Annotated in this window: 14 protein-coding genes; 10 read left to right on the top strand and 4 right to left on the bottom strand. The window is 56.3% G+C overall.

The features are described from left to right. The coding region (locus K2184_RS20950) for a gamma-glutamyltransferase (protein WP_439237774.1) at positions 1-285 on the bottom strand (285 nt) is incomplete at its 3' end. Between the two features lie 169 nt (positions 286-454). Here K2184_RS20950 and hpxU point away from each other — a divergent pair. The 7 genes from hpxU (at position 455) to hpxK (ending at position 6,858) form a co-directional block, all read left to right on the top strand. Beyond that, on the top strand, positions 455-1,294 hold the full coding sequence (hpxU, locus tag K2184_RS20955; RefSeq protein ID WP_047719998.1) for a MurR/RpiR family transcriptional regulator HpxU: 840 nt from the start codon (positions 455-457) through the stop codon (positions 1,292-1,294). Between the two features lie 215 nt (positions 1,295-1,509). Next, entirely contained in the window at positions 1,510-2,295 is a 786-nt protein-coding gene (locus tag K2184_RS20960; RefSeq protein ID WP_004100904.1) for a transporter substrate-binding domain-containing protein, read from the top strand. Positions 2,296-2,304: 9 nt separating this feature from the next. Continuing rightward, entirely contained in the window at positions 2,305-2,970 is a 666-nt protein-coding gene (locus K2184_RS20965; RefSeq protein ID WP_049095551.1) for an amino acid ABC transporter permease, read from the top strand. Further along, positions 2,970-3,626: an amino acid ABC transporter permease gene (locus tag K2184_RS20970; protein ID WP_032704835.1), complete on the top strand. Its 657-nt coding sequence runs from the start codon at positions 2,970-2,972 to the stop codon at positions 3,624-3,626. Before K2184_RS20965 ends, K2184_RS20970 begins: the two co-directional genes overlap by 1 nt. Beyond that, on the top strand, positions 3,607-4,347 hold the full coding sequence (locus K2184_RS20975; protein ID WP_004100907.1) for an amino acid ABC transporter ATP-binding protein: 741 nt from the start codon (positions 3,607-3,609) through the stop codon (positions 4,345-4,347). Before K2184_RS20970 ends, K2184_RS20975 begins: the two co-directional genes overlap by 20 nt. Before the next feature lie 10 nt (positions 4,348-4,357). Then, complete coding sequence (locus tag K2184_RS20980; protein WP_004100908.1) at positions 4,358-5,599, top strand: pyridoxal-phosphate-dependent aminotransferase family protein; 1,242 nt, start codon at positions 4,358-4,360, stop codon at positions 5,597-5,599. Further along, complete coding sequence (gene hpxK / locus K2184_RS20985; RefSeq protein ID WP_064351917.1) at positions 5,596-6,858, top strand: allantoate amidohydrolase; 1,263 nt, start codon at positions 5,596-5,598, stop codon at positions 6,856-6,858. Before K2184_RS20980 ends, hpxK begins: the two co-directional genes overlap by 4 nt. Positions 6,859-6,914: 56 nt before the next feature. Here the strand turns inward: hpxK and K2184_RS20990 are convergent, their stop codons facing one another. Further along, positions 6,915-8,624, bottom strand: coding sequence for a pectate lyase (locus tag K2184_RS20990; protein WP_049128222.1), 1,710 nt, complete (start codon positions 8,622-8,624; stop codon positions 6,915-6,917). 72 nt (positions 8,625-8,696) lie between these two features. After that, a complete protein-coding gene (locus K2184_RS20995) occupies positions 8,697-9,398 on the bottom strand; it encodes an oligogalacturonate-specific porin KdgM family protein (protein WP_004100915.1) in 702 nt (233 codons plus the stop codon). Between the two features lie 681 nt (positions 9,399-10,079). On the opposite strand from K2184_RS20995, the gene K2184_RS21000 reads away from it, so the two are divergent. Then, on the top strand, positions 10,080-10,664 hold the full coding sequence (locus tag K2184_RS21000) for a helix-turn-helix transcriptional regulator (RefSeq protein ID WP_024274008.1): 585 nt from the start codon (positions 10,080-10,082) through the stop codon (positions 10,662-10,664). A 120-nt stretch (positions 10,665-10,784) separates the two neighbouring features. After that, positions 10,785-11,558 carry a nucleotidyltransferase domain-containing protein gene (locus tag K2184_RS21005; protein ID WP_023320688.1) on the top strand — a complete coding sequence of 258 codons (774 nt, stop codon included), beginning with the start codon at positions 10,785-10,787 and terminating at the stop codon, positions 11,556-11,558. Positions 11,559-11,577: 19 nt separating this feature from the next. Here the strand turns inward: K2184_RS21005 and K2184_RS21010 are convergent, their stop codons facing one another. After that, on the bottom strand, positions 11,578-12,051 hold the full coding sequence (locus K2184_RS21010; RefSeq protein ID WP_163525782.1) for a DUF2938 domain-containing protein: 474 nt from the start codon (positions 12,049-12,051) through the stop codon (positions 11,578-11,580). 83 nt (positions 12,052-12,134) lie between these two features. Between K2184_RS21010 and K2184_RS21015 the strand changes: the two genes are divergently transcribed. Beyond that, entirely contained in the window at positions 12,135-12,533 is a 399-nt protein-coding gene (locus K2184_RS21015; RefSeq protein ID WP_024274010.1) for a MerR family DNA-binding transcriptional regulator, read from the top strand. Positions 12,534-12,551 lie beyond the last annotated feature (18 nt).

A 12,551-nucleotide genomic window follows, 5' to 3' on the forward strand; every position in this document is an offset into this window, starting at 1 on the left:
GAAGTAATCCTCAGGGCCCCAGCCGGGGCCCTTTTTACTGGCGAAGTACCTTTCCTGGATATTGCCCGGTGGCGTAAACGCCTTACTGTGCCTACCAGCGGTGGTTATCCACGGTGTTGCAGGTCGGAGGCCGTTCATATGCGGATAAACCACCGCAATGGTCGCGGCGGCGGCGACCATGGCTTCGATGGCGCTTCCGCCTTCGCGCAGTACCGCCAGCGCGCTTTGGCTGGCCAGATGATGGGGGGCGACCGCCATCCCGTGGGCAGCAACATGACTTTGCATGAATTTTCCTCAATTAAGCGACTCGTCCGCTGAGGGTTGCAAAAGCTGTTCCATATCTGAACGTAAAGTTTCACCTGTTGCCGACAACGCGCTTTTTTTGGCGGGACTGGCATACATTATGAATGCGGATACGGTTATGATGCGGTGAAACGAAAGTTACAGAGGTCTTATGCAACAGCTTGATGAACGACTGAAAGAGCAGTACCCGTCATTATCGCCGCAGGAGCAGCGGGTGGCGGATTTTATTTTCGATCATTTTGATGACCTGATTAGCTACAACAGCGCAGAGCTGGCGCAGCTTAGCGGCGTGTCAAAAGCCACGGTCAGCCGGCTGTTCAAGCGCCTGGGCTATGAGAAGTATAAGGATATGCGCGATGAGCTGCGTACCCTGCGCCAGAGCGGTATGCCGCTGACCGACAATCGCGATGCGGTACAGGGCAATACTCTGCTGGCGCGCCACTATAAACAAGAGATGGCCAACCTGACACAATGGGTTAACGCGCTGGATGTTCAGCAGTTCGCCGAGGCGATTCAGGCGCTGGTCGCCGCCCGGCGTATTGTGATTGTCGGCATGCGTAATGCTTATCCTGCGGCGCTGCATCTGCGTCAGCAGCTACTGCAGGCGCGCGGGCAGGTACTGGTGCTGCCGCAGCCCGGACAAAGCCTGAGCGAGGAACTGGTGGATCTCAGCGCCGACGACCTGGTGGTGGTGATGGCATTCCGCCGCCGCCCGCGAATCATTCGCCCTCTGCTGCAGCAGCTACAGAGCTGCGATATTCCGGTGCTGCTGATGTGCGAGCCGCAGGCCCACGGTCTGTTTCCGCTGGCGCGCTGGCGGCTTTGCGCGCCGCTGGATAGCGTGTCGGCCTACGACAGCTACGCGTCGGTCAACAGCCTGATTAATCTGCTGTCGAACGCCTTTTTGCACGAAATTCTCGATAAAGGTCGCCCGCGCATTCACGATATTGCCACGCTCTACCAGCAGCTGGATGAGCTGGAACAGCGATGATGGGGCGCCAGCGTGGTGCTTTGCATGGTTTTGGTGCGATGAAATATGCAGAAATCAGCGCCGCTGGTTCCTCTTTACTCTTCTCTTTCTCTTGTTTTACTGGCCCTTAAGCGAAGCGTTGCCGATGGCGCAGTGCATAAATTTATCTGGCACATTAGTTGCAAAAGTGACTTTAAAGAATCTTTTGTTTCATGCTAACGTAACGGGTAAATATCATGAAGAAACTGTTGATCGCGCTGGCCGGGGCCGCTTGTCTGTTAACCCACCTCTCGGCGGCGAAAGCTGACCAGCTGCAGGATATCGAAAAACGCGGCGTGATCCGCATTGCGGTGCCGCAGGATTTCCCGCCGTTTGGCTCGGTGGGCACCGACCTTCAGCCGCAGGGCTACGACATCGATATGGCGCGCTATCTTGCCAAAGAGATGAAGCTCAAGCTGCAGCTGGTACCGGTGACCAGCGCCAATCGCGTGCCTTATCTGCAAACTGATAAGGTAGATCTGGTGATTTCCAGCCTGGGTAAAAACGCCGAGCGCGAGAAGGTGATCGATTTTAGCCGGGCCTACGCGCCGTTCTTTCTCGGCGTATTTGGCGCGAAAGGCGCTGAGCTGAAAGACCCGGCGGCGCTGAGCGGTAAAAGCGTTGGCGTAACCCGCGGCGCGGTGGAAGACATGGTGCTGACCAGCGTGGCGCCGAAAGAGGCGCAGATTAAGCGCTACGAAGACAACAACACCACGCTGTCGGCGTACCTTTCCGGTCAGGTGCAGTATGTGGCTACCGGTAACCTGGTGGTGGCGGCCATCGCCCGGCAGAACGCCGATAAAGCGCCGGTGCCGAGCTTTATGCTGAAAGATTCGCCGTGCTTTATTGGTCTGAAAAAGAACCAACCGGCCCTGAAGGCGAAAGTGGATGCGCTGATTGAGCAGGGGGTAAAAGACGGCACTCTCAACGGTCTTTCCGAGAAATGGCTGAAAGCGCCGCTGCCTGCCAGCCTCGGCGCATAAGGTCCGGGCATGACGGAGCAACTTCATTTCTCTGCGCTCTGGCCGCACTGGCCGGAGCTGCTGGCGGGGCTGTGGGTGACCATCCAGCTAACGGTACTGGCGACGCTCGGTGGCCTGACGATTGGCATCTTCGGCGCCGCCATCCGCAGCGGGCGGCCCACGTGGTTCAGCCGGGTTTGGGGCGGGTATGTCGAATTGATTCGCAACACGCCATTTGTGGTACAGCTGTTTTTTATCGTCTTCGGCTTACCGAACCTGGGGCTAAAGATGACGGCGGGCGAGGCCGCGCTGCTGGCGATGGTGGTCAATCTTGGGGCCTACAGTACCGAGATCGTGCGCGCCGGTATTCAGGTCACGCCGAAGGGGCAGTGGGAAGCAGGGCGCGTGCTGGGGCTGACCCGGACGCAGACCTTTATTCAGGTGATTCTGCCGCCCGCGCTGCAGCGCATTTATCCGGCGCTGGTGAGCCAGTGCATCATCGTCATGCTCGGTTCGTCGGTAGTGTCGCAGGTCTCTTATGAAGAGCTGACCTTTGCCGCTAACCTGATCCAGTCGCGCACCTTCCTCAGCTTTGAGGTCTACCTGGTGACGACAGGAATTTATTTGGTGCTGTCGATAACGATGCGCCAGCTGCTGATGGCGGCAGGACGAAAATGGCTGGGGGTGCAGGCATGATAACCACCTTTACCGATTGGGACATTGTTCGCAATCTGCTGCTGGCCGGGCGCTGGACGGTGCTGCTGTCGCTGGTGGCGTTTCTCGGCGGCGCGCTGGTCACGCTGCCGCTGCTGCTGCTGCGCATGACCGGCGGGCGCCAGATAAAGCGCCTGATCCGCGGCTATGTTGAGCTGTTTCAGGGAACGCCGCTGCTGATGCAGCTGTTTCTTGCCTTTTTCGGCGTGGCGCTGTTCGGCATCGACGTTTCGGCGTGGACCGCGGCATCGCTGGCGCTGACGCTGTATACCAGCGCGTTTTTGCTCGATATCTGGTTTGGCAGCATCCGCGCGCTGCCAAAAGGGCAGTGGGAAGCATCGCGCTGTCTGGGGCTGAGCTTTGGCCAGACGCTCTATCGGGTCGTTGCGCCGCAGGCGCTGCGGATCGCCATCGCCCCGACGGTGGGGTTTGCCGTGCAGGTGATTAAGGGCACGGCGCTGGCGTCGATTATCGGCTTCGTTGAGCTGACCAAAGCGGGCACCATGCTGACCAACGTGACGTATCAGCCGTTTAAAGTCTTCGCGCTGGTGGCGCTGGGCTATTTCATTCTGTGTTATCCGCTGTCCCGCTACAGCCGTTATCTGGAGAACAAATTCAATGCCTCTCATCACCATTAATCAGATGCAGAAGTATTACGGCGATAATCACGTGCTCAAGGGCGTCGATCTGGATATCGATATGGGCGAAGTGATCTCGATTATCGGCCGCAGCGGGTCCGGCAAAAGTACGCTGCTGCGCTGCATCAACGGCCTGGAAGGCTATCAGGATGGCAGCATTAAGCTCGGCGGGATGACTATTACCGACCGCGACTCGCAGGCGCGGGAGATCAGCCGCTCTATCGGCATGGTGTTCCAGAACTTTAACCTGTTCCCGCATATGACGGCGCTGGAAAACGTGATGCTGGCGCCGCGTCGGGTGCTGAAGAAGAGCGCCGCCGAGTGTCGGGAGCTGGCCCAGCGGATGCTGGAAAAGGTCGGGCTTGGCGACCGGCTGGATTACTACCCGTCCAGTCTTTCCGGCGGTCAGCAGCAGCGCGTGGCGATTGCCCGCGCGCTGGCGATGTCGCCAAAAGTTTTACTCTGTGACGAGATCACCTCGGCGCTGGATCCCGAGCTGGTTGGCGAAGTGCTTAAAGTGCTGGAGCAGCTGGCGGCGGAGGGCATGACGCTGATTCTCGTGACCCATGAAATGAATTTTGCCCGCGAAGTGGGCGACCGCGTGGTGTTTATGCATCAGGGGCGCGTCTGGGAGCAGGGGGACAGCAAAACGCTGTTCGCTAACCCCCAGACCAGCGAACTGAAGCAGTTTATTTCATCCGTGCGCGGCTTAAATCAATAAGGAATCAAAAATGGACATGACACAGTTTCCGCAACTCAATCCGCCGGCGCGTCTGCTGATGGGGCCAGGCCCGATTAACGCCGACCCGCGCGTGCTGCGCGCCATGTCGAGCCAGCTGATCGGCCAGTACGACCCGGCGATGACCCATTATATGAACGAAGTGATGGCGCTCTACCGCGGCGTATTTCGTACCGAAAACCGCTGGACGATGCTGGTGGACGGAACCTCAAGGGCCGGGATTGAGGCGATCCTGGTTTCGGCTATTCGGCCGGGGGACAAGGTGCTGGTGCCGGTATTTGGCCGCTTCGGCCATCTGCTGTGCGAAATCGCCCGCCGCTGTCGGGCGGAAGTGCACACCATTGAAGTGCCGTGGGGTGAGGTGTTTACTCCGGACCAGGTGGAGGATGCCATCAAACGTATTCGTCCGCGCCTGCTGCTGACGGTGCAGGGCGACACGTCGACCACTATGCTGCAGCCGCTGGCGGAGCTGGGGGAGATCTGCCGCCGCTACGACGTGCTGTTTTACACCGACGCCACCGCTTCGCTGGGCGGCAACCCGCTGGAAACCGATGCCTGGCAGCTGGACGCGGTCTCGGCGGGGATGCAAAAATGCCTCGGCGGCCCGTCCGGCACCTCGCCGATTACCCTCAGCGCGCGCATGGAGGAGGCGATTCGCCGCCGCAAATGCGTCGAAGAAGGGATTCGCACCGATGCCCACCGCGACGGCGACGAGGAGATGATCTACTCCAACTATTTCGATCTCGGCATGGTGATGGACTACTGGGGACCGGAGCGCCTTAACCACCATACCGAGGCCACTACCGCGCTGTTCGGCGCCCGCGAATGCGCGCGTCTGATCCTCCAGGAGGGGCTGGATAACGGCATTGCCCGCCATAAGCTGCACGGCGATGCGCTGCTAAAAGGCATTCAGGCGATGGGGCTGGAGACCTTCGGTGACCTGAAACACAAGATGAACAACGTGCTTGGCGTCGTCATCCCACAGGGGATAAACGGCGACCAGGCACGCAAGTTGATGCTGGAAGATTTCGGCATTGAAATCGGCACTTCGTTCGGCCCGCTGCACGGCAAAGTGTGGCGTATCGGCACCATGGGCTACAACGCGCGTAAGGATTGCGTGATGACCACGCTCAGCGCGCTGGAGTCGGTACTTAACTATCTCAAATTCCCGACCACTCAGGGCGCCGCGATGCAGGCCGCGTGGGATCACTATCGCAGCGAGAGCGCGCAATGAGTCAAGCACAACGCCAGCAGGCGGATATGCAGCAGGCCGCGGCCAGGGTGTTGGCCCGCGCCGATGAGCTGGCGGCGATCAGCGAAACGCCGGACGCCCTGACCCGGGTTTATCTCTCTCCACAGCATCTTGCGGCTAACCAGCGGGCGGCGCTGTGGATGACCCAGGCCGGGATGACCGTCTGGCAGGACAGCGTCGGCAATATTTGCGGTCGCTATGAGGGTGAGCAGGAGGGCGCGCCGGCCATCCTGCTGGGGTCGCATCTTGATACGGTGCGCAACGCCGGGCGCTATGACGGTATGCTCGGCGTCCTGGCGGCGATTGAGGTAGTGCATCGCCTGCATCAACAGGGGCGACGGCTGAAAAAAGCCATTGAGATTGTCGGCTTTTGCGATGAAGAGGGGACGCGTTTCGGCATTACGCTGCTTGGTAGCCGCGGGCTGACCGGTACCTGGCCTGAGAGCTGGCTGGCGCAGACCGATGCCGATGGCGTCAGCGTGGCGCAGGCGATGGTGCTGGCCGGGCTGGATCCGGCGCGCATTCACCTGGCCGCCCGCAGCCAGGAGGAGATCGCCGCGTATCTGGAACTGCATATCGAGCAGGGGCCGTGCCTGGAGCAGGAAGGACTGGCCTTAGGCGTAGTGGAAGCGATTAACGGCGCGCGTCGGCTGAACTGCCGCTTTACCGGCGAGGCGGGACACGCCGGGACCGTACCGATGAGCCATCGGAAAGATGCGCTGGCCGCCGCCGCCGAGTGGATGGTGCAGATAGAGTCTCTGACCCGCGAACAGGGCGGAAACCTGGTCGCCACGGTGGGCACGCTGCGCTGCGCGCCCGGCGCGGTTAACGTTATCCCCGGCGACGTTACGCTGACTCTGGATATTCGCGGGCCGCACGACCAGCCGCTCGAGGCGCTGCTCGAGACGCTGCTGACGGGGGCACAGGCTATTGCCGCCCAACGCCAGCTGCAGTTTAGCGCGGAAGAGTTTTACCGCATTGCCGCCACCGCCTGCGATAGCGGATTGCAGCAGGTACTGAGCGAGGCGGCGCAGGCGGTGCAGGGGCGTTCGCTGACCCTGCCGAGCGGCGCCGGACATGATGCTATCGCCATGGCTGAACGTTGGCCGTCCGCGATGCTTTTTGTCCGCTGTAAAGGCGGCATCAGTCATCATCCTGCCGAGTCGGTCACCGCCGACGATGTGGCGCTGGCGATTGAGGCCTATTATCGCGCGGTGACGGCGCTGGATGCCGGGAAGTAAGCGCCGGGCTGTCCCGTCGCGGTACGGTCCCCCACCGGTGGCGATGGGGGCCAGTTTTATTTTTTGCCGTTCGGTTTCAGCTGCTCACCGGGTCTGAGCCTGAACAGCTCGTCATCTCGGGTGGAGTAGCGCACGGTTCCGTCAGCCATCCGATAAGCGCCTTCCGTGAATCCAGCGCCGTTCAGGAACGGAGCGACCGCGTCCGGCGTGTTGCGGAAGGCGGCTTCCAGGGCGAGAAGCGCATAGGGGGCGATACTATCGATACTGGCATATTCGGCCTCAGGATCATCGACAAAAAAGCCGTTGAGGCGCTGCTTGTTGATGATGTTCGCGCCGATGCGATCCGCCAGCGTCAAATAATCCCGCTGCCCGGTGGCCTGCCACAGGTCGATAAGCGCGAAAATCGCATACGGCTGATGATTCTCCGTTTGGCTATTCAGCCTGCGGTTTGTGCCGCCGGGTTCACCGATATCGCCTAACCCCTGGCCTTTCGCGATGCCGCGGGCGACCTTCCAGATGGCATGATCCGGTTCAAGCGTCCAGGCGCGGGCATAGGAGAGAAGAAATTCATTTCCCGCCGGATAGGCTTTGAGCACCGTCCCTTTTTTTCCATAATAGCCATCGCGTTTTAACGCGTAGTCGGAGAGATCCGTGCCGTTGGCCAGCATCGGGCGGAAGGTATTATTCTGCTCATCGTAAGCGTAGGTCGCGAAGGCCTTGAGGCCATCAAGAGTCCATTTTTTGAGATCGTCACCGTCTTTGCCGAGCGATTTTGCCAGGGCAAGCTGCATCAGCGCATTTTCTGAATAGAGCGTACTGGTTCGGCCCTTAAGCAGCATATTGCCTTCCAGCGCGTCCGGGCCCAGTTCCGGGCCAAACTGACGCTGCGCGCGGTCGCCGTATTTCGAATGCGTGTCGCTGTCATCGCTGGTATCGGCGCGTTTTAACGGTTGGGTAAACTGGTATACGCCCAGCCCGGTCTTCTTATCTCGCGGCAAAACGTACTGTTCGGCCAGCCGTTTTGCCCACGTCAGTGCGCCAGCGTCACCATCGTATTGATACAGCAGCGATGCGGAGTAGATCAGGTCGTTGCCGGCATTGAGAAAGCTCAGACCTTTGGTGGCGAAAAAGGGCGGCTGTTGGACAAAATCACTTTGCCAGAGCGCGCCCATCGGTTTGCCGTACTCCCCGTGGCGGCTGGTTTCCAGCGTTTTCCAGTCGTAAACATGGGCATTCCAGAAAGCCTTGATAAAGCGCGCGGTCGCCTGGTCATCGACGGCAAACATCATGTCGTAATAGGGATAGGCATTCTTAAGTTCATGAACCCGCTCTTTTTCACTTGGGCCTTGAGGCTGCAGCGTTTTTAAATCAACAAAACGATGCCCTCCCCATAGCAGCAGCCCGCTTGCATCCTGATAGTGGTCAAAGTAGTAGCGTATATTCTCCGCGACCCGCTGTTTATATTTTGTTTCGCCAGTCAGGTTGCTTAACCCTACCAGCACCCGCATCAAGTTTTGCTGGGCAGAGAAGTTCGACAGCACGGTCACTTTACCGTCCGGAAATACCCATTCCATTTGTTTGCCGGTGCGTGGGTCCACGCCATTAGCCAGCAGGGGAGAGTGATGCCCGTACCGATCGCTTGCTTTGTCCAGCACGACGTCGGCGAACTGCTTTACGCTGCTCAGGCGCTCGTTCTCCTGGGCACCCGCATTCAGTGAGAAGAGACTCAGAACGCCCAATGCCAGGGTGATTTTTGCAATCTTCATTATTTTCCTCTTAATGAAAATAAGGGTTTAATTAAACCCTTATTTATTTTTTATCTGACTGACAGGACGTTATCAGAAGGAATATTTCACGCCAACGCGATAACGCGTTTGGCGTTCATCGGTGGATTTACTACCGGAAACGTTGCCGATGGCCATATAAGGAGACCAGTTTTTATCAAATTTATAGGTCAGCTTAAAATCATGGGTCCAGTCATAGCTTTCGTTATCCGCTAAAATAACCCCGGCGGAGTTGGCTTTTTTATAGTCCAGCTCATAATCCAGTTGATAATCTTTGAGGAATTTCCAGGAAATAACGCTGGTCAGATTATAGCCGTTCTCCGAGGTGTCTTTAGACGTGCCAATATTGCCTGAATTGCGCTTGTAGTAAGGGCGATAGCGCAATGAGGCGCTGAGATCGTCGGTCAGATTCGCTTTACCGCGCAGATAGGGCCGATAGTTATTTGAGGACGAACTGGTATCCAGAGAGAAGCCGGGCTCAATCTGGAAGGTCTTATTTATTTTATGCACGTAGCTCGCCACCACTTCGGTGCCGTTACTCACGGTTTCATCATAGGCTTTATTTTTATCTTGCGATCCTTTCCATTTTCCTTCCAGCGATAAGCCAAAGCCATTGGCAAAACGGTGAGACATCAACAGACGATCTTTATGATTGTTCCCGGCTTTGTCATTCGTTTCATGACGATAATCAAAGGTCACCGCGTGAGCAGCAATACTGATGAAAGGAATTGTGACTAATAATAATGAGCGAAACATAGGGTGCCTCTACTTTTTTTATTTTCCAAAGGTACAAGAAATGACCTGCCGTAAAGCAGGCAGAACGATACAAATGAAATTTTTAAATGGTTGTGTGGTGCCGGGTGCCTCCCGGTGAATCAGGCGCTGACTTCCTGATCCGTCTATAAAAACGAAACGTCGATGAGGGTATTCCTCTATTCAGCATGACCCCGCCGCTTAGGGGGATTCACCACACATTATTCTTTATTCCCCGGTGATGACGAGTTTGTACTGCTTGTGATTTTATTGAAAATAACTTTTACACAAAATGAAATGATGTTTTGAGATCAAGATCTGAATATTTAAAAGAGTGATTAAATAATTTTTATGACATTTATAAAGATAATCCTAAAGAAAATTAACATTTATAATCATGTGGTTGCGGTGTTTTTGGTGTTTTATTTCTGGTCTATGCACGGCTTTAATTGAATTAACGGTAATCTTATTCCTATATTTTTAAGGGTTTATTTTGTTAAAAATTAAAAAATATTCCGGCGGTATCAATGGTTAAATCGGGGCTAATGCTTGCGATGTGCTTTAGTTAAACAAAAGCTAAACGGATAGGCTCGCGGTATTGATCTGCCTGACTGACGACATAACACTCACAAAAACGCGTCCATGTGGAAGGATAATAAAAGACGGTGACCTCGGGGCTACAAGATGACCATTTATGGAAAGGATCGTGTATTTATTTATGGAGTAGAAAAGATACTGCAGGCGCTTAGCGATGAGGCGGGAACGGAGGCAGAGAGCGATGCGGCCTGCATGTACGTCACCCATGGGATGGATATTCAGGAGATCTATGCTCTTTTCTTCCGCCACCCGCCGGAGCACTACGCCATCTTCATCACCTCCGAACGCCATTTTGAGGCGATCAACCGCCTGTTTCCGGGCCTGTTAAAGCTCTGTTTAGCTGAGCGGTTGACGGTAGACGAGCTGCATCAGGCGTTAAGGGTGATGCGCCTGTTCTCGGCGCAGAACCAAAGCGTGGCCTATCTGCCCGCCAGGTTGAATTTTACCCATGCCGAGCGACAGATTATGCGGCTCAGTTTGCGCGGCCATTCTCTGGATGATATTGCCCGTATCCGTGGGGTTAGCCCCTCTACGGTCAGCGTCCAGCGTACCCGGCTGATGAAGCGTATGGGAACCAAAAGCCTGCAGGAGCTATGCTCCCTCTATGCGGCAATGCGCGCCAGCGATCGCTCACGCACTCCGGCTAAGCTGAATGAGGATCGCGGTTATTGATTAATGCAGCCCGTTGGGTAAGCGCGAAAGGCGAACGCGAGATAATATTGTTTGCCCGTCAGGCGCCAACGTACCGCCCGCAGGTTGTTGCGGGCATACCGTCAGTAAACAGGAGAAAGAATGGCCGTCGATCGCAATGGCGACATTGCCCTGCCAATAGTGAACGCAATGCAGCCCGAATTCGCCCGCCTAGTGGACGGGGTCGTGGCAACGCTAACCCGGTGCTTCCCTGAACTGATGCATAGCCTTTATGTTTACGGTAGCGTGGCGCAAGGACGAGCAACGCCCGACAAGTCCGATCTCGACATGAGCGTGATATTCCACGATCGCCCCGATCGGGCCACAGCGGCGCGGCTCGCTGAGATTAAGCGTGAACTGGAAAAGAGCTATCCGGTTGTCAGTAAAATCGATTTTGATTGCGGTGTGCTGCCGCAAGTCCTGCACCCGGATCATACGCTGAGCTGGGGATACTGGCTTAAACATCATTGCATCTGCGTGTACGGCGAAGATCTGAGCCGCCGGTTTGCTCCCTTTAAACCGGCAAAAGCTATCGCCGTTGCCGTAAATGGGGATTTCCTGCCGGTACTGGAAAAATTCATGGCACAAATACGCTCATCCGCGGATAAGAATGAAGGGTTACAGCTGCAGCGCGCTGCCGCACGCAAAATCATCCGCGCAACCAGTATCCTGCGTAGTGAGTACGACAAAGACTGGCCGGACACCCTTGCTGAGCACCATGGTAAGCTCATTGCCCGCTATCCTGAAAAAGCTGATGACATGGATTACCTGCTGGCAGTGAGTCATGAACCTCAGGGAGACCTGGCCGACTTTGAAAAAAGGATTCTGGCTTTTGCCCGCTGGCTTAACGTCGAGTTTCATCGTCGTCAAAGCTGAGCTGAAAAGCGCCCTGGCCTCATGCTCTGCTAACCATAGCCGTGATATAAAGTCCGCATCCCCAGGCCAGGTGCGTAAGCACGCTCAGCAAGCGAGCCAGCCACGGGCGAGGTGTTTGTGACGCCGCAATGCCGAAGCCCAATGCGGGTTGAAGAATCAAGAACGGCGCAAATAAAGTTAGCACGCCTGCCAGCAGGCCTGCCGTCAGCGTCGGCTCGTTTAACCAGACGGTTCCGTTCAATGCCAGCGGGACAAAAGCAAAAATGGCCCCGGTCAGGTAGTGAAACACCCAGCCGATAACGCTCTCTCCACGCAATGCCGGCGTGGAAGAGATGGTATTATGGCAAAGCTTTCCTCTGAAAAGCCATGCAACCCAGCGACCCACCAGCGCATAGTTTAGCGGCGGCAGCTTGAGCAGGTATTTTTGGCCGAATGACCAGAGATCCATTATCAGCGTCGCGCCAATACCCGTTATGACCGTTTTTACTACCATCATCGTCTCCAGGGTGTACTCCTTTTCCAATGCATGTCAGGCTGGTAGCCAGTGTGCAACTTGAAGCGAGGTTTAAGTCAACCATGAAAGCCCTCGATATCCGGGAAATTGCCGATCTTTCTGGCATAAATCCCTCCGCGCTGCGTTATTACGAAAAAAAAGGATTAATTCAGCCTGTTGGCCGTAACGGTTTACGACGGCAATATCACAAAAATGTGCTCAATAAACTGCAGCTCATTACGTTGGGGCAGGCGGCAGGGTTTACGCTGGATGAACTTGCCGCGATGTTTGGTTCGCAAGCCGGGGTCACGATTGACCGGGGGCTGCTCCTCCAGCGGGCGAAAGAGATTGATGCCACCGTGCGCAAGCTGCAGCAGTTAAGCCGCGGGCTGAAGCACGCAGCGCGCTGCACGCAGCCGGAGCCTGTTCATTGTGAAGAGTTCAAAAGAGTGGTGGCGAAAGGGTTGAGGCTGGTTGGCTGATTAATTACTTCAGACTGT

The organism is Klebsiella sp. K5-306, from assembly GCF_051835185.1.
GTDB classification, from domain to species: Bacteria; Pseudomonadota; Gammaproteobacteria; order Enterobacterales; family Enterobacteriaceae; genus Klebsiella; species Klebsiella oxytoca.